Here is a 16,733-nt window from a genome sequence, read left to right on the forward strand (position 1 = left end):
TAGCGGTCATCACTTGTTCAGCACCGCCTCCATCACGGCTTTGCCGATCGGCGCGGCGGTGTGGCCGCCCGTCGCCTCGGCGCCGACGTTGGCCGCGCCCGACTCGACGATGATCGCGACCGCGACCTTCGGGTCGTTGGCCGGCGCGAAGCTGATGAACCAGGCGTGCGGCGGCTGACCGTCGGACGTCTCGGCGGTGCCGGTCTTGCCCGCCACGTCGACGCCGGGGATCTGCGCCAGGTTGGCGGTGCCGTTGTTGACGACGCTGACCATCATCTCGCGCAGCTTGCCCGCCGTCTCGGAGCTGACCGCCTCCGACAGCTCCTCGGGCTTGGCGTCCTCGACCGAGTCGCCCTTCGAGTCAGTGATCTTGTTGACCAGGTACGGCTTCATGACCTTGCCGTCGTTGGCGATGCCCGCGGCGATCATGGCCATCTGCAGCGGCGTCATCTGGTTGCTGCGCTGGCCGATGGAGGACATGGCGATGGCCGCCTTGTCCTCCTTGGGGCCGAAGGAGCTCTGGGCCACCGACATCGGAATGCCGATCTGGGTCCCCATGCCGAACTTCTCCGCCTGCTGCTGCATCTTGTCGTAGCCGAGGTCCATGCCGATCTGGCCGAACGGCGTGTTGCAGGACTTCTCCAGTGCGTAGACCAGCGGGACCTTCCCGGCCCCGCAGGCCGCGCCGCCGTAGTTGGGCAGGCTGATGTTGGTGCCGGGAAGCGGGAGGCGCTGCGGGGCGTCCACGACCGTCTGGGGGCCGCGGCTGGAGTCGTCTTCGAGGTAGGCCGCCGCGGTCACCACCTTGAACGTGGAGCCGGGCGGGTAGGTGCGGTCGATGTTGCGGTTGAGCAGCGGCTGGCCCTTGTCCTTGGCCAACTTGTCGTAGAGGGGGAACACCTCGCCCTTGTTGGTGCCCGACAGCTCGGTCGGGTCGTAGGTGGGCAGCGACACCATCGCCAGGATCGCCCCGGTCTTCGGGTCGAGCGCGACGACCGCGCCGCGCTTGCCGCTCTCGCGCAGCGCGTCGTAGGCCGCCCGCTGGGCCTTGGGGTTGATCGTCACGTCGACGTTGGCGCCCCTGGTGGGCTCACCGGTGAACAGGTCGATGCTCCGGCGCAGTAGCAGGTCGGGGCTGGAGCCATCGAGCAGTTTGTTCTCGGACCGCTCGATGTTGGACTCGCTCTCCGGCGAGAAGAAGCCGGTGATGTGCGCGTAGAGCTTGCCGTCGGGGTATTCCCTGAGGAAGCGGAAGTCGCCGTCCTTCTTCTCCACCGACTGCGCCAGGATTACCTTGCCACCGGCGGTGATGCGACCCCGCTCCACGGCGTAGCGCGCGTAGTAGTTGCGCTGGTTACGGGAGTCTGCGCTGTATTGCTCCGCTTTTACGGCCTGCACGTAGTTCACGTTGATCATCAGAAGTGCGAACATGGCCAGGCAGGCCACGGCCGCACGCTTCAGAGTGCCGTTCATCGCTGGAACACCTGCGTCATTCCCTCGTTCTGGATCGCCTGGGGCGGAGGTCGCCGTGCCGAGTCTGACATGCGTACCAATAGTGCGATAAGGATCCAGTTAGCCAGCAACGCCGAGCCACCCTGGGACATGAACGGGGTGACCAGACCGGTCAGGGGGATGAGGTTCGTCACGCCGCCGACGATGATGAAGACCTGCCAGGCCAGGATGAACGACAGGCCGCCCGCCAGGAGCTTGGAGAACGGGTCGCGGGCCGCGAGCGAGGTGCGCAGGCCGCGCTGGACCAGCAGGGCGTACATCATGAGCAGCGCCATCAGCCCGGTCAGGCCCAGCTCCTCGCCGGTCGCCGCGAAGATGAAGTCGGAGAACGCCAGCGGGATCAGGTACGGGTGTCCCTGGCCGAAGCCGGTGCCCAGGATGCCGCCCGCGCCGAACCCGAACAGGCCCTGCATGGTCTGGTAGCTCTTGCCGCACATCGGGTCGCCCGGAGGATCCTGCTGGCAGATGTCGGCGTTGCCGTAGTAGACCTTGTTGGCGGGGTCGAGCCAGACGTCGAATCGGGCGCCCACGTGGTCGAAGACCTGCCCGGCGAGGAAGGCGCCGCCGACGAAGAGCAGGATGCCGATCAGCACCCACGACGTGCGCTGGGTCGCGATGTAGAGCATCGCGATGAACGTGCCGAATATCAGCAGCGAGGTGCCGAGGTCCTTCTCGAAGACCAGCACCAGCAGGCTGAAACCCCAGGTGACGAGGATCGGGCCGAGGTCCCTGGCCCTGGGCAGGTCGATGAAGAGCAGCCGCCGCCCGGCCAGGGCCAGCACGTCGCGCTTGGCCACCAGGTAACCGGCGAAGAAGACGACCAGCGCCAGCTTGGCGAACTCGCCGGGCTGGATGGAGAAGCCGCCGATGCGGATCCAGATCTTGGCGCCCTGCACCTCGCTGAGGCTGCCGGGCAGCATCGCGGGGATGGCGAGCAGGACCAGGCCGACGGCGCCCGCGGTGTAGGTCAGCCGTTGGAGCACGCGGTGGTCGCGCAGCACGATCAGGGTGATCGAGAACATGACGACGCCGAGACCGGTCCACATGATCTGGTTGGCGGTGGACGCGCCGCGCATCCCGGAGGCCTCGAGGCGGTAGATCGTGACCAGGCCGAGGCCGTTGATCAGGGTCACCAGCGGCAGGATCAGGGGATCGGCCCAGGGCGCGAACTTGGCCAGGACGAGGTAGGCGGCCAGCATCAGACCGCCCAGCCCCAGGCCGTACGTCAGCATGCCCGAGGGGATCGCGCCGTCGAGCGCCAGCCCGACATTGGCATAGGCGCCCATGACGATCACGACCGCGAACGCGAGCATGGCCAGCTGGGCCCCACGCCGCTTGGCCGGCATGAGGACGGGGGCTTCCGCCACTTCACTCATCTACTGCGGTTTCGCCTTCGTCTTCGTCGCGCTCGCGGAGGGCGAGGCGGTCGCGGTCGGGGTGGCGGCCTTCTGGTCAGTCGGCTCCGCGGTGGCCTTGAAACCGTTGATTCTCGTCATGCCTTCCGCCAGGGTCTTGACCTCGATGCCGCCCTTGATCAGCGCCTGGTCGGGCTCGGAGAGCTGGGAGAGCGGCTTGCCGGTGTGCTGGGCTACCGAGAAGAACTGGAACGGCCCCACCTCCTGACGGATGCCCCGGAACACGACCACCTCGTCGCCCTTGGCCCCGACGAAGAACTGGTCCTGGGTCCACTGCCAGCCGAAATAGCCGCCGGCGCCAATGGCGACGACGGCCACACCCAGGACCGAGACCAGCATGGGCCACGCCCGGCGCCGCTTGACCGGCCGCCGGGCCGCCTGCGGGCCCGGCTCGTCGAAGTCGTCGTCGGTGAGCACCGGCTGGGGCGCGGTCACCGCGCCCGGCCGGCCCGGCGAGGTGTCGTGCGCTTCGAGCCGCAGGCGCGTCATGCCCGCCGCCCCGACGGTCGCCGACTCGGTGGTGGGCGCCTGCTGCCCCTCGGCGAGCTCCAGCACGTCGGCCAGGACGCAGGTGATGTTGTCGGGCCCACCACCCCGGTTGGCCAGGTCGATCAGCTGACGCACGACCTCTTCCGGGTCGTCGATGTTGGTCAGCGTGGCATGCAGGGTCTCCGCGCTCACCACTCCGGACAGGCCGTCGGAGCAGAGGAGATAACGGTCGCCCACCTGCGCCTCGCGCAACGTGAGGTCGGGATCGACCTCGCCGCTCCCGTCGAGTGCCCGCAGCAGGATCGAGCGCTGCGGGTGCGTCGCGGCCTCCTCAGGCGTGATGCGCCCGTCGTCGACCAACTGCTGCACCAGCGTGTGGTCGTGGGTGATCTGGTATAGCTCCCCGCGTCTGAGCAGGTAGGCGCGCGAGTCGCCGACGTGCACCAGGGCCACCGAGGTGCCGTTCCAGAGCATGGCGGTCAGCGTGGTGCCCATGCCCTTGAGGCTGGGATCCCGGCCCACCATCTCGTGCAGCTTGCGGTTGGCGTCGCGTACCGCTGCCTCGATGGCGTTGAGCAGGTCACCACCCTGTTGGGCCTCGTCGAGAGAGGCCATTGCGGCGATGGCGACAGAACTCGCCACCTCACCGTGTGCGTGTCCGCCCATACCGTCTGCGACGGCTAGCAGACGGCCGCTTGCGTACGCCGAGTCCTCGTTTCCTTCGCGGAGGAGGCCGACGTCCGAGCGGGCGGCGTAGCGGAGTGCGATGGTCATTTGCGCAATTCAATGACTGTCTTGCCGACGCGGATCGGAACACCGAGCGGCACCGGGGTCGGGCGGGTGACTTTTGAGCGGTCGAGATATGTGCCGTTGGTCGAACCGAGATCTTCCACGATCCACTGACCGTCCTGAGGGAAGAGCCGGGCATGCCGGCTGGAAGCGTAGTCGTCGGTGACTACCAGCGTGGCGTCGTTCGCCCGGCCAATGGTGATGGGCGTCTCCGTGAGATTAATGGTGGTGCCTTGCAGCGGGCCACCCGTCACAACGAGCTGGCGTGGCTCGCCCTTCTTATTCTTCGGCTTGGCCGCCGGTTTGGTGGGCTTGATGCCCTTGCGTGGGCCCGCGGGGGCCGTACGTGATCCGAACAAGTCTGTCCGGATCACGCCGACTGCGGCAATGACGAAGAACCACAGCACAGCCAGGAAGGCGAGCCGGATCAGCAGCAGCGTGAGCTCGGACATGGACCGTCTGTCTACCCCTAATCGCGCCGGAACACCAGTGTCGTACGCCCCAGGGTCACTCGCGTGCCGTTCTGGAGCTCGACTCTGCGTACCGGCTGGCCATTGACGAACGTGCCGTTCGTCGATCCGAGATCGACTAGGGCGACTAGCTGACCCTCGACGCGCAACTCCGCGTGGTGGCGAGAGACGCCGGGGTCGACGAGACGAAGATCGCAGTCGGTGCCCCTGCCCAGCAAGGTCACCGGAGTGGTGAGCTCGTAGGAGCGGTCGCCCTGCGGATCGTCCTGAGTGGACACGAGCAGCCGGGGCCGCCCGTTGAACGCGTTGGGCCTGGATGGTGGCAGATCACTCGCCGGCTGGCGAATTTCGTCCTGCTCCACCGTCGCGCCGCGGATGACTCCCGACCTGATGCGGAACAACCCCACTGCCAGGTCGGCGGCGGTTTCGAAACGAACCCGGACCGGTCCCACGAAGGAGTAGCCCTGTTCTTTGGCGTACTCCCTGGCGAGGTTGGCCAGCTCGTGGCTGATGCTGTCGGCATAGACCTCAAGCCGCTCGCTGTCGGTCGTGGACAGTTCAACCACGAAGTCGTTGGGCACGAGCGTCCGACCTTGAGCGACGATCGCCGCACGCTCATCCATCTCCCGCTGAACCGCGCTGGCGACCTCGACCGGCTGAAGGTCAGATTTGAACGCCCGCGCAAAGGCCCCCTCAACCAAGCCTTCGAGCCTTCGCTCGAAGCGCTGAAGGACTCCCACCGGGTACCTCCCTTCCTCCGTGCATATGATCGCGGCCACCAAACGCGCACCGCGCCTGGCCTCCGCTCCTCCCACGTCGCGGGTGGTCCCGGCGCTCGTCGGCTGTCGCGCCCAGCTCCTCCGCTCCCGTGTCTTATGCGATCGTATCCGGGTTCAGTACCAGCGGCTGTTCCGTGCTACTGTTTCTCCGCACCCACAAGGGCGGGTGGCGGAACGGCAGACGCGCACGGTTCAGGTCCGTGTGTCCGAAAGGACGTGAGGGTTCAAATCCCTCCTCGCCCACTCGTTGACGGGGACCCTATGGTCGCCAGCCCCCCTCCGGGGGGCTTGCTTCCCTCGGGTCCCCTCGTCGTTTACACCGGGGGGCGACCCCCGGACCCCCAGCAGGAAACCCGCTGGTGGTTGTTCACCGGCCGGTTCCTCGCCTTAACCCGCTGGTGGTTGTTCACCGGCCGGTTCCTTGCCTTAACCCGCTGGTGGTGCTCTTCGGGCGGTTCCTTGCGTTAATGCCTGTAGTGCTCTCATCGGCCAGTTGCTGGCTTGAATCCTTGTGTACGCGGCAGACCCACAGTGGCGAAAGAGGGGCCGGATCGCAAGGGGCGGGGACTCCTGTTTTTGGGAACCTTGTGGGCCCGCGTTGGGAACGGTAGGCCCGGCCGGTTGCAGATCGCTTTCGGATGGCTTTCCGGCCGGGCGTGTGTTATTGCCCACACTTGTGGGGTTAGGCGGCCATTGCTCGGGTGTCGAGGAGTTCGCCCACCAGGTCGGTCAGGCTGACCATTCCGATGACCGTGCCGCCCTGGCCCGTGACCAGCGCCAGGTGGGCGTGGGCCTCCTGGAGTGCGGTCACCGCCTCGGGGACCTGGGTGACGCAGGGCAGGCGGGGGACCGGGCGGGCCAGGTCGCCCGCTGCGCGGTTGGGATTGATCAGGGCGTCTCGGGCATGCAGCACGCCCTGTACGTCCCCTGGAGCGCCCACCAGGAGGCGTAGGTGGCCGCTCTCCGCCGCCGCCTGCTTGATGCGCGTGGCGTTGGCCGACGCCGGCACGGTGACCACCTGGTCGATGGGGACCATGAGGCGCTCGATGCCTTCTGCCTGGAGGCGGAGGGCTCTGGTGAGCAGGTCATGCTCTTCTCTGTCCAGGAGGCCCATCCGGCCCGACTCGCCCACAAGCATGGCGAGCTGGCGCGGGGTTCTGGTGGTGGCCAGTTCGTCACGTGGGACCACGCCGAACAGGCGCAGGATCACGTTGGTCAGGCCGTTGAGCGCCGACAGAAGCGGGCTCATCAGCGACGTGAAGCCGCGGAAGGGCAGCGTCAGCAGCAGGGCGGCCCGCTCGGGGTGGGTCAGCGCCCAGGACTTGGGGGCCATCTCGCCCACCACCATGTGCAGGAACGTCACCAATGCCAGCGCGATGGTCAGCGCGATCGGCATCCGCATCGACTCGGGCACGCCTACTGCGGCGAAGACCGGCTCCAGGTAGTGCTCGATCGCGGGCTCGGTGACCTGGCCCAGGCCCAGCGTGCAGAGCGTGATGCCGAGCTGGGCGCCGGCCAGCATCAGGGACAGTCGCCGGCCGCCGCCCACCGCCGACTTCGCGGTGATCCGCACCAGGCGGTTGCCGTTGGCGGCCATCTCCTCCAGGCGGTGCCGCTTGGCGGAGACGAAGGCGAACTCGGCCGCCACGAACAGCGCGTTCAGCAGTAGTAGGGCCAGGCTGATCAGGATCATCGTCATCGGACGGCCTCCGCGTGCTGGACCGGTGCCAGCCGTACCCATTCGGGGACGCGGCGGTTGAGGGACAGGACGGTGAGTTCGGCCTGGTGCTCCTGTTCGTCCTCGGCGAACGGGTCCGTCTCCGGGATGACGGGCACGGTCACGGTGTCACCGGGCTCCGGCATACGCCCCAGCCTGGCGAGGACCAGCCCGGCGAGCGTGTCGTAGTCGTCGCTCTCGGGCAGTGAGACGCCGGTGGCCCGCTCGACCTCGTCGAGCCTGAAGCGGCCCGGCACCTCCCAGATACCGTCCGGCTGCGCGACCGCGCCGTCCGGCTCCGGGTCGTTCTCGTCGATGAGCTCGCCGACCAGCTCCTCCGCCAGGTCCTCGACGGTGATGACGCCGGCGAGGTCGCCGTACTCGTCGATCACACATACCAAGTCGTCCTTGGCCGAGCGCATCTGGTTCAGTACGGCCGGCAGCGGCAGCGAGTCGGGCACCAGCACCGCGGGGCGGGTGATGCCGATGATCGAGCCGTCTTCGAGACCGGAGGTGATCAGCTCGCGTACGCCCGTCACACCCACCACGTCGCCGTCGGCGCCGAGCACCGGGTAGCGGGAGTGGCCGCACTCGCGTATGACCTCCACGAGGTCGGAGATCGGCTGGGAGTCGCGGAGCACGACCACGCGCGGGCGCGGGACCATGATCTCCTCCGCGTTGCGGTCGCCGAACTCCAGCGCCCGCTCCAGCAGCTCCGACAGCCGCGGCGGCAGCTCGCCCGCCAGGGTGGACTCGGCGATGATCCGCGAGAGCTCCTCGGGGGTCGCGCCGTGCTCCACCTCCTCGACGGGCTCGATGCCGATGCGCCTGAGCAGTCCCGTGGCCGCCGAATCGAACAGGCGGACCACCGGGCCGACCACGGCCAGGTAGACCAGCGTCGATCCGGCGAGGAACTTGGCGACGGCCTCCGGCCTGGCGATGCCGAGATTCTTGGGCGCCAACTCGCCGAGGACCATCTGGACGATGGTCGCGACGAACACACCGATGGCCACGGACAGGCCGGTGATGAGGCCGTCGGGCATGCCGGTGTCCGTCAACCACGGACGAACGATCGTCGCTATGGCGGGCTCGGCCAGGAAGCCGACCAGCAGCGCGGTGACGGTGATGCCGAGCTGCGCGCCGGAGAGCATGAAGGAGAGGCGGGAGGTCACCTGGAGGGCCTTCTCCGCGGCCTGGTCGCCGGCGGCGGCCTGCTCGCGCAGGAGGCCCCGGTCAGCGGCCACGAAGGCGAACTCCTGCGCGACGAAGTAACCTGTCGCGGCGGTGAGCAGGAAGAGGGCGATGAGCCCGAGGTACGCGCTCACCGGGACGAGCTCCGAAGAGGTGAGCGATCAGGGGATCCCGTGCGTCCGCACGGGCGAATATTCCAAGGGTCCGGGGCGGACACGATCATCCTTTCGATGGCGGAAGTCCGTAAACCGTAACGATGCAGATGGCAGCAATGTTTCCGACGTGACGCTCCGCTAGTTCTGCGTACTTTTCCGTGGGAAAACCTTGGCGAGACGTCTTCACTGGTGGGGGGTTGGACGTAGCGTCTATGACAACCGAAGGGGAAAGAGGCCAAGTGTCTGAGGAAGACCGGACGAGAGCCATGCGCTCGCCGGGCGATGGTCGCCCGCTGCCGGGTCGGAACGGCGACGGGCCGCGGTCGGGTGGTGCCCCCGCGCATCGGATTCCGTCGACGCAGCAGGTCCCTCCGCCGGCTCAACAGGCGCCGCCGACGAACCAGTCGCCCTCCGACGCGCCGCGCGCCGGTGGTTCGCGCGTGTACGGCCGCGAGCGCTCAGGCGGCAGCCCGATGAAGCCGTTCACGCCCAAGGCGGAGCCGGCCCCGTCGGGGCCGAAGCCGCCGCGCAGGCGGATCAAGGGCCGGACCATCCTGAAGATCGTCGCCGCCGTGGTGGCACTGCTGATCGTGGCGGCAGTGGGGCTGTTCTTCTGGATCGACTCTCGGCTGACCGGGATCCCCGGCGTGCTCGACGGCGAGGGTCACCCCGCCGACACCCCGGGCACCAATTGGCTGCTCGTCGGCTCCGACAGCCGCAAGGGCCTGTCGGCAGCCGACCGCAAGAAGCTCGCCACCGGCAAGGCGGCCGGCCAGCGCACCGACTCGATGATGCTGCTGCACATCCCGGCGGGCAGCGACAAACCGACTCTCATCAGCCTGCCGCGCGACTCGGCGGTCACCATCCCCGGCAAGGGCCGCAACAAGCTCAACGCCGCGTACGCCATCGGCGGCCCCAAGCTGCTCGCCCAGACGATCGAGTCCGTCACCGGGGTGCGCATCGACAACTACATGGAGATTGGTTTCGCCGGGTTCGTGGACATCGTCGACGCGGTCGGCGGCGTCGAGATCAACGTCCGCGCCGCAGTCGACGACCCCAAGGCCGGGCTGAAGCTCAAGAAGGGCGTCCAGACGCTGACCGGCGCCCAGGCGCTCGGCTACGTCCGTACCCGCAAGGGCGGCGCGCTGCCCGACTTCGAGCGGACCAAGCGCCAGCGCCAGTTCCTCGGCGCGGTCGTGAAGAAGGCGGCCAGCCCCGGCACGCTGATCAATCCGTTCACCTCGATCCCGCTGGCCATGAGCGCCACCGACGCGGTGGCGGTCGATTCGAGCACGGGCGCGTTCGACATGCTCTCGCTGGGCCTGGCCATGGGCGACAGCCCGGTGACCACGGTCGTGCCGTTCGGCGGCAACGAGATCGCCGGCGGCGGCAGCGCGGTCAAGTGGGACAGGGAGAAGGCCACCGCCCTGTTCAACGCGATCAAGGAGGACAAGCCGGTGCCGAAGGAGATCCTCGACGCCGGCTGATCCCGTCTTCTTTCTGGTCTTCTTGCTGTCCTTCTTCTCCTCCGAAGGTGGAATCCCTTCGGGGGAGAGTCCTGCCACGACGGGCCGTCGACCCCTGCTGTAGCTAGCTTCCTGCGGTGGTGGCGCCGGTGCTGGCGCCGATGGCGGCGGTGGTGGCGGCGATCACCATGACCGAGTTGATCGCGGCGATCGTCTTGGCCACCGCGTCGCCCGCCCAGTCGCCCTCGGAGATCTCCTTGATGCGGGCCTTGTTCGCGCCGGGGAACGCCTTGCGGTCGAGCTTGGCGGCGTGCATGACGGCGATGAGCACCGCCGTACGCCCGTCGGGCTCGGCGCCCGCCAGGACGCCGCTCACGCGCTGCCTGACCTCCGCCTCGACGCTGCCGTCGGCCTCCGGCCAGCGGGTGGTGGGGAAGATACCGAGCACCTTGCCGCGCTCCTCGGCCAGCACGCCCGTCTCGGCGAGCCGGACGAGCAGGCGCCGGCGCAGCTTGGTGGAGTGGAACCGCTGGACCCACCAGTCGGGCTTGCGCTCCTTGCGCTCCTCCGCGATGCGGGCCAGCGCGGCGTCGAGTTCGTCGTCGCCCAGCGGCGTGGCGTCCTCGAGGGACACCTTCTTGCCGGTCAGGGCCACCCGCTCGTTGATCGCCAGCTCGGCGAGGATCGCGCCGCCGAGCGCCGGATCCAGTTGACTGGCGCTGATGAGTTGCTTGCCCTCCTTCTCGCTGTACGCGAGCAAGAGGAGTTCTTCCGCGATCGTCACACTCATTCCCTGACACTAACCTGCCGCTCATGGGTATCTCCGAGAAGTTGCACGCGGCCGGGCGCCCCCTCCTCGACGCGCAGCTCGCGCATCCCACGGTCGTCGGCATCGGGCGCGGCGATCTGGCGGAGCCGGTGTTCCGGTCGTGGCTGGAGCAGGATTATCTGTTCCTGCTGGACTATGTGCGGGTGTTCTCGCGGTTGGCCTGGCAGGCGCCGGCCGCGCATCTGGGCGATCTCGTCGACCTGGCGCACACGACCTTCCATGACGAGCTGAGGCTGCATCGGGAGCTGTCGGCCTCGTTCGGGGCGACCTTGGAAGGCGCACGGAAGGGGCCGGCGTGCGCGGCCTACACGACGTTCCTGCTGGAGTCGGCCGCCGATTATGGCGAAGGGCTGGCCGCGCTTTATCCGTGCATGTGGGGATATTCGCAGCTTGGTCGGCTCTTGGCGGAGGACTTGCCCGCCGAGCCGCGCTATCGGAGATGGGTGGAGACGTACGCCGATCCGGGATTTGCGGCGCTGACTGTGCGGATCGCCGAGATGATCGACCAGGCCGATCCCGAGCCCGCGCGGGCGGAGGCGTTGTTCCGCGAGGGGATGGCGCACGAGCTGGCGTTCTGGGACGTCCCATAGTTATCCACAGGCTGTGGATGACGGTGCGTCGTACCCTGGTGGCATGCCTGAACTCCCCGAAGTGGAATCGCTCGCCGGTTTCCTGCGCGAGCGGGCGGTCGGTCGCACGCTCCTGGGCGTCGACGTGGTCGCCTTCTCGGCGCTCAAGACGTTCGACCCGCCGGTCACCGCGCTCGGCGGGCTGACCATCACGGGCGTGGCCAGGCACGGCAAGTTCCTCGACTTCGACTGCGACGGCCTGCACCTGGTCATCCACCTGGCCCGCGCGGGGTGGCTGCGCTGGCGCGAGGACCTCTCGGGCGCGAAGCCGGTCCGTCCGGGCAAGGGCCCGCTGGCGGTACGGGTGCGCCTGGCGCCCGACGACGAGGGCCTGGCGCCCGGGTTCGAGCTGACCGAGGCGGGGACTCAGAAGCGCCTAGCCGTCTATGTCACGAAAAATCCTGATGACGTGCCGGGTGTCGCCGCCCTCGGCCCCGACCCCCTCGACGACGCCTTCACCGTGGCCACGCTCAAAGCCATCCTGAACGGCAGCCGTACCCAGGTGAAGGGCCTGCTGCGCGACCAGAAGGTGATCGCGGGCATCGGCAACGCCTACTCCGACGAGGTGCTGCACGCGGCCAAGATGTCCCCGTTCAAGATCGCCTCGACCCTCACCGACGACCAGATCGCCGACCTGCACGAGGCCATTGTCACCACGCTGCGCGAGGCGGTGGAGCGGGCGCACGGCCTGGCCGCGAAGGACCTCAAGGCGGAGAAGAAGTCCGGCCTCCGTGTCCACAACCGCGCCGGTCAGCCGTGCGACGTCTGCGGTGACACCATTCGCGAGGTGTCCTTCGCCGACTCCTCGCTGCAGTACTGCCCCACCTGCCAGACGGGCGGCAAGCCGCTGGCCGACCGCCGCCTGTCCCGCCTGCTGAAGTAACGCCTCCGTGCCTATGGTCATGCTCTGACGATGATGGGTTCCTCGGGCTCTCCGGACCTGTCGGTCCCCTGCGTGGGGGTGGGCGGGCGTCGGCGTAGGCCGGTGGCCATGATGAGCGCGGCGACTGCCGTGGCGGCCAGCGGTACCAGCAGTGCCGTCCTGATGGCCGCCAGTCCGGCCTCTGCGGAGGTCGCGTCGCCGAGTGCCGCCACGCTGACCGCCGTGACCATGGACAGCCCGAGTGCCGCGCCGAACTGGAAGGCCGAGTTCAGCAGCCCACCGGCCAAGCCCTGCTCGTCCTCCGCGATGCCCTCCGTGGCGACGATCGTGAGCGGGCCGTACACGAAGGCGAACATCAGGCCGATCAGCAGCATCGACGGCAGCATGGCCGCGTACGACCAGTTCATCCCGACCCCCACGAACAGGCCGTAAGCCGCGAGCCCGGACAGCAGGCCGCCGAAGATCACCCGGGCGTTGCCGTACCTCTGCACCAGCCAGGGGGTCAGCGTGGGCGCGAGCGCCACGTCGGCGGCGGCGGCGAGCAGGGCCAGCCCGGTCTGGACGGTGGACCAGCCGCGCAACTCCTGCAGGTACAGCGTGACGAGGAACTGGAAGCCGAAGAACGACGCGGTGAGCAGCAGCGCAGTCAGGTTGGCGCGCACCAGTGGCGCGGAGCGCAGGATGCCCAGGCGGACGAGCGGAGTGGCCGACCGCCGCTCGATCACCACGAACGCCGCCAGCAGCGCCACGCCGCCCGCGAACGCGCCGACGGTCCAGGCCGGGCCGTCGGTGGGGTGCTCCAGCCGTACCAGGCCATAGACCAGCAGCGTCATCGCGCCGGTGATGGTCGCGGCCCCGGCCAGGTCGACGCCGCCGGCGGGCCGGGGCGTCCGCTGCTCCTTCAGCAGCGGGACGGCGGCGATCAGGATCGCCAGCGAGAAGAGGACGGGCGCGAAGAAGACCCAGCGCCAGCCGATCGAGCTCAGCAGACCACCGATCACCAGCCCGAGCGCGAACCCGGCGGCCCCCGTCCCCGCGTACACCAGCAGCGCGCGGTTGCGCTGCCTGCCCTCGGAGAAGCTCGTGGTGATCAGCGACAGCCCGGCGGGCATCATGAAGGCGGCCGCGACCCCGGTGAGGAACCTGGCGACCAGCAGCACCCACCCCTCGGTCGCGAACCCGCCCAGCCCGGAGAACACCACGAACACGCCGAGCCAGAGCAGGAACATCCTGCGCCTGCCCAGCAGGTCGGCCGCCCGGCCGCCGAGCAGGATGAAACCGCCACAGCCCAGGACGTAGGCGCTCACCACCCCGCTCAGCATGCCCGTGGACAGCCCCAGATCCGCCCTGATCGACGGCAGGGCCACGTTCAGCATGGCCACGTCGGTGCCCTCGATGAAGATGGCCCCGCACAGCACGATCAACATGCCCCAAGCGCGTTTGGACATGGTCAACTCCTGGTTACTTATCGGCATTCGGTTATCTCTGGTAACCATCCAAATCATCCGGCAGTATGAAATGTCATGGAAGACGGCACTTCTAAGTCACCCGGTTACTGCGAGAGCACCGTGGACGACGACTACGACGTGTGGCAGTGGGACACCAGGGAGGACTGCGAGGTCCGGCAGATACTCGACCGGGTCGCCGACAAGTGGTCGCTGCTGGTCATCGCGCTGCTCGACTGCCAGAGCCTGCGCTTCACCCAGTTGCGCCGCGAGATCGACGGGGTCAGCCAGCGGATGCTCAGCGTGACCCTGCGCCACCTGGAGCGCGACGGCCTGGTCAGCCGTACGGTCCACCCCGTCGTGCCCCCGAGGGTCGACTACGCGCTCACGCCGCTCGGCCGGACGCTGCACCAGACGATCAAGAGCCTGGTCACCTGGACCGAGGAGCACCGGCAGGAGATCGCCACGGCGCGTGCTGCCTACGATGAGCGACGCGAGATGATGGAGGCATGACGGTTCCAGAGATTCCGGCAAGCGACGTTCCCGCTGACGCCTACCTGCTCGACGTGCGCGAACAGGACGAATGGGTGGCCGGGCACGCCCCCGAGGCGGTGCACATCCCGATGACGCAGATCCAGGGGCGGGTCGAGGAGGTGCCGGGCGACCGGACCGTCTACGTGGTCTGCCGGGTCGGCGGCCGGTCGTTCCAGGTCGCGGCCTGGCTCAACCAGCTCGGGCGCGAGGCGGTCAACGTCGACGGCGGCATGCAGTCCTGGGCGGGCGCGCGCCGCCCGATGGTCAGTGAGACGGGGCGCCCGCCGTTCGTCGCCTGACGGATGGCATAATCCGCTCGACAACTACACAAACCGCGGGAGCTCGGGGTGCACCGGGCTGAGAGGGCGACTGATCTGTCGCCGACCGCATGAACCTGTCCGGGTAATGCCGGCGTAGGGAGTGTGAGATGACGCATGTCGTCGACGAAGTCCCGCTGACCCTCGAAGGGACGCCCCCCAAGACGCTCGGGCTGCTCGACCAGGGGGCCCTGTGGGCGAACCTGGCGGTGAGCCTGCTGGGGTTCAGCGGCGCGCTGTTCCTGCTCGACCCGCTCGGCGGCAGCCCGCTCAGCCTGACCGCCGCCCTGCTCGCCGCGCTCGTCGGCAGTCTGGTCGGCACGGCCATGGTGGGGCTGTCGGCCATCCCGGGCACGCAGACCGGGCGGCCGGCGATGGTGCTGCTGCGCGGGTTGTTCGGGGCGCGGCTGTCCTACATCCCGACCGTGCTCAACATCGTCCAGATGATCGGGTGGGGCGCCTTCGAGCTGTGGGTGATCGCCAAGGGTGCGATGGCCATCTTCGGCGACGTGGTGCCGTACCAGGTGTGGGTGGTGGTGGCGGGGGCGTTGACCACGTCGCTGACCATCTGGCCGCTCGGGTCGGTCCGGCTGCTGCGGCGTTACGTCACCATCGGGGTGATCATCTCGCTGGTCTGGTTCGCGGTGGCGTTCCTGTCGAAGGCTCCCCCGCAGGGCGGCGGGTCGTGGACGGCTTTCGCGCCCGCGGTCGACTACGTCATCGCGCTGTCGGTCTCGTGGGTGCCGATCGCCGCCGACTTCGCCCGGCACTCCAGGTCGAGCCAGGCGGCCTTCGCGGGCGTGGTCGGCGGCTACACGCTGGCCCAGGTCGCCTGCCTGGGGCTGGGCGTCTACGCGGTGGCCATCGCCGGGTCCGCCGCGGTGGCCGCCGACGGCACGGCCGTGTTCGGGGCGTTCGTCGCGGTGCCGCTGGGCGCGCTGTTCTTCGCGATCCTGGTGCTGCGGGAGGCCGACCAGTCGTTCGCGAACGTCTACTCCACGACCATGTCCCTGCAGAACCTCATGCCGCGCGTCGACCGGCGGGTCTTCTCGATCGCCATCGGCGTGCTGACCACCGCCATCGCGCTGGTGGTCGACGTGAACTCGTACGGGGCGTTCCTGGGCGTGATCGGTGCGGTGTTCGTGCCGATGTTCGCGGTGCTGGCGGTCGACTACTTCCTGCTCGGCGGATCCTCGGGGTGGAACACCGACGAGGACGCGCCCGCTCGCTGGTCCATGCTGGTGCCCTGGGCGCTCGGTTTCGTGGCCTACTGGCTGACCACCTCCACGCCCACGGTCGCGCAGTGGGACGGCCTCTGGGCGGCCGTACGCGAGGCCATCGGGTTCACCAGGCAGCCGTGGATGAACGGGGCCCTGGGCGCGGCTCTCGTGGCGGCTCTGGTGACGCTGGCGATCGGCTGGGCGACCAGGCGCGCGTCGATCACGCGTCGTTGAGTACGTACCTCAGGCCCGCGAGCGTTTCTCGATGTTGAGGAGATGACGCTTGGCGGCCTGGCCGCCCGCGTAGTCGCCGAGTTCGCCGTCGCCCGGCACGATCCGGTGGCACGGCACGACCACACAGACGGGGTTGGCGTTGAGCGCGTTGCCGACCGCGCGCAGCGCGCGCGGGCGGCCGATGCTCTCGCCGATCTCGTCGAGGGTCGCCGTCTCCCCGTAGGGCACGGCCATGGTCTTCTGCAGCACCGTGCGGGCGAACGTCGTGGCGATGGACAGGTCCACCGGCGTGGCGAAGGCCCGCAGGCGCCCGGAGAAGTAGGCGTCGAGCTCCCTGCGCACCGGATCGAGCCGCCCGGGGTCGGGCCCGACGAACGCGCCCACATGCCGGACGACCAACTCGAAGACGGTGTCCTCCGACTCGAAGCTGCACGCCACGATGCCCTTGCCGCTCACCGCCAGCACCAGCCGGCCGACCGCGCCGTCATAGGTGCCGAACGCCACATCGGGCGGCACCTCGCCGCGATAGGTGGCGGAAGTCACCCGCAGCAGGGCATCGAGGTCTCCACTGGACATACCCGCCACCCTCTTCCGCCGCCCTGAAAGGCCGTGCCCGCAGCGTATCGGACGGATCGCCCGACGAACGCCGCACGCCACAG

Annotated in this window: 16 protein-coding genes, 1 tRNA gene and 1 riboswitch; of the genes, 7 read left to right on the top strand and 10 right to left on the bottom strand. The window is 68.8% G+C overall.

Going from position 1 to position 16,733, the window contains the following annotated elements; genetic code table 11:
• Positions 1 to 9 precede the first annotated feature (9 nt).
• The 5 genes from AB0C30_RS01420 to AB0C30_RS01440 are packed head-to-tail and all read right to left on the bottom strand — an operon-like array spanning position 10 to position 5,415.
• Positions 10 to 1,473: a penicillin-binding protein 2 gene (locus tag AB0C30_RS01420; RefSeq protein ID WP_357938367.1), complete on the bottom strand. Its 1,464-nt coding sequence runs from the start codon at positions 1,471 to 1,473 to the stop codon at positions 10 to 12.
• Positions 1,470 to 2,888 carry an FtsW/RodA/SpoVE family cell cycle protein gene (locus tag AB0C30_RS01425; protein WP_357938369.1) on the bottom strand — a complete coding sequence of 473 codons (1,419 nt, stop codon included), beginning with the start codon at positions 2,886 to 2,888 and terminating at the stop codon, positions 1,470 to 1,472. The genes AB0C30_RS01420 and AB0C30_RS01425 overlap by 4 nt, the downstream gene beginning before the upstream one ends.
• Entirely contained in the window at positions 2,889 to 4,190 is a 1,302-nt protein-coding gene (locus tag AB0C30_RS01430) for a Stp1/IreP family PP2C-type Ser/Thr phosphatase (protein WP_357938371.1), read from the bottom strand. It lies immediately after the preceding gene.
• Positions 4,187 to 4,657 (bottom strand): FHA domain-containing protein, encoded by a 471-nt coding sequence (locus AB0C30_RS01435; RefSeq protein WP_214635377.1) that lies wholly within the window; start codon positions 4,655 to 4,657, stop codon positions 4,187 to 4,189. The genes AB0C30_RS01430 and AB0C30_RS01435 overlap by 4 nt, the downstream gene beginning before the upstream one ends.
• A 17-nt stretch (positions 4,658 to 4,674) precedes the next feature.
• Positions 4,675 to 5,415: a DUF3662 and FHA domain-containing protein gene (locus tag AB0C30_RS01440; protein WP_214635378.1), complete on the bottom strand. Its 741-nt coding sequence runs from the start codon at positions 5,413 to 5,415 to the stop codon at positions 4,675 to 4,677.
• A gap of 199 nt (positions 5,416 to 5,614) precedes the next feature.
• Here AB0C30_RS01440 and AB0C30_RS01445 point away from each other — a divergent pair.
• Positions 5,615 to 5,697: transfer RNA gene (locus tag AB0C30_RS01445), tRNA-Leu, on the top strand.
• A gap of 439 nt (positions 5,698 to 6,136) precedes the next feature.
• On the opposite strand, the gene AB0C30_RS01450 is transcribed toward AB0C30_RS01445, so the two are convergent.
• Both AB0C30_RS01450 and AB0C30_RS01455 read right to left on the bottom strand, forming a co-directional pair.
• Positions 6,137 to 7,153: a hemolysin family protein gene (locus tag AB0C30_RS01450; protein WP_357938373.1), complete on the bottom strand. Its 1,017-nt coding sequence runs from the start codon at positions 7,151 to 7,153 to the stop codon at positions 6,137 to 6,139.
• A complete protein-coding gene (locus tag AB0C30_RS01455; protein ID WP_357938375.1) occupies positions 7,150 to 8,496 on the bottom strand; it encodes a hemolysin family protein in 1,347 nt (448 codons plus the stop codon). Before AB0C30_RS01455 ends, AB0C30_RS01450 begins: the two co-directional genes overlap by 4 nt.
• Positions 8,497 to 8,990: 494 nt before the next feature.
• Between AB0C30_RS01455 and AB0C30_RS01460 the strand changes: the two genes are divergently transcribed.
• Positions 8,991 to 10,004, top strand: coding sequence for an LCP family protein (locus AB0C30_RS01460; RefSeq protein ID WP_357938377.1), 1,014 nt, complete (start codon positions 8,991 to 8,993; stop codon positions 10,002 to 10,004).
• A 103-nt stretch (positions 10,005 to 10,107) separates the two neighbouring features.
• Here AB0C30_RS01460 and AB0C30_RS01465 read toward each other — a convergent pair whose 3' ends face one another.
• Positions 10,108 to 10,773 carry a GPP34 family phosphoprotein gene (locus AB0C30_RS01465; protein WP_357938379.1) on the bottom strand — a complete coding sequence of 222 codons (666 nt, stop codon included), beginning with the start codon at positions 10,771 to 10,773 and terminating at the stop codon, positions 10,108 to 10,110.
• Positions 10,774 to 10,796: 23 nt separating this feature from the next.
• On the opposite strand from AB0C30_RS01465, the gene AB0C30_RS01470 reads away from it, so the two are divergent.
• Both AB0C30_RS01470 and AB0C30_RS01475 read left to right on the top strand, forming a co-directional pair.
• A complete protein-coding gene (locus AB0C30_RS01470) occupies positions 10,797 to 11,402 on the top strand; it encodes a transcriptional regulator (RefSeq protein WP_357938381.1) in 606 nt (201 codons plus the stop codon).
• 43 nt (positions 11,403 to 11,445) lie between these two features.
• Positions 11,446 to 12,324 (top strand): DNA-formamidopyrimidine glycosylase family protein, encoded by an 879-nt coding sequence (locus AB0C30_RS01475; protein WP_357938383.1) that lies wholly within the window; start codon positions 11,446 to 11,448, stop codon positions 12,322 to 12,324.
• A gap of 17 nt (positions 12,325 to 12,341) precedes the next feature.
• On the opposite strand, the gene AB0C30_RS01480 is transcribed toward AB0C30_RS01475, so the two are convergent.
• Positions 12,342 to 13,772 (bottom strand): MFS transporter, encoded by a 1,431-nt coding sequence (locus AB0C30_RS01480; protein WP_357938385.1) that lies wholly within the window; start codon positions 13,770 to 13,772, stop codon positions 12,342 to 12,344.
• Positions 13,773 to 13,847: 75 nt separating this feature from the next.
• On the opposite strand from AB0C30_RS01480, the gene AB0C30_RS01485 reads away from it, so the two are divergent.
• From AB0C30_RS01485 to AB0C30_RS01495, 3 genes are all read left to right on the top strand, one after another.
• Positions 13,848 to 14,282: a helix-turn-helix domain-containing protein gene (locus AB0C30_RS01485; RefSeq protein WP_357938387.1), complete on the top strand. Its 435-nt coding sequence runs from the start codon at positions 13,848 to 13,850 to the stop codon at positions 14,280 to 14,282.
• A complete protein-coding gene (locus tag AB0C30_RS01490) occupies positions 14,279 to 14,602 on the top strand; it encodes a rhodanese-like domain-containing protein (protein ID WP_357938389.1) in 324 nt (107 codons plus the stop codon). The genes AB0C30_RS01485 and AB0C30_RS01490 overlap by 4 nt, the downstream gene beginning before the upstream one ends.
• 25 nt (positions 14,603 to 14,627) lie before the next feature.
• Positions 14,628 to 14,740, top strand: a riboswitch (TPP riboswitch).
• Complete coding sequence (locus tag AB0C30_RS01495; protein ID WP_357938391.1) at positions 14,731 to 16,074, top strand: cytosine permease; 1,344 nt, start codon at positions 14,731 to 14,733, stop codon at positions 16,072 to 16,074. Its footprint overlaps the riboswitch before it by 10 nt.
• Positions 16,075 to 16,083: 9 nt before the next feature.
• Here AB0C30_RS01495 and AB0C30_RS01500 read toward each other — a convergent pair whose 3' ends face one another.
• Positions 16,084 to 16,650, bottom strand: a complete 567-nt coding sequence (locus AB0C30_RS01500; protein WP_357938393.1) for a methylated-DNA--[protein]-cysteine S-methyltransferase — start codon at positions 16,648 to 16,650, stop codon at positions 16,084 to 16,086.
• Positions 16,651 to 16,733: the final 83 nt, after the last annotated feature.

This window comes from Nonomuraea sp. NPDC048901, assembly GCF_040649695.1.
In the GTDB taxonomy this organism is placed as follows: domain Bacteria; phylum Actinomycetota; class Actinomycetes; order Streptosporangiales; family Streptosporangiaceae; genus Nonomuraea.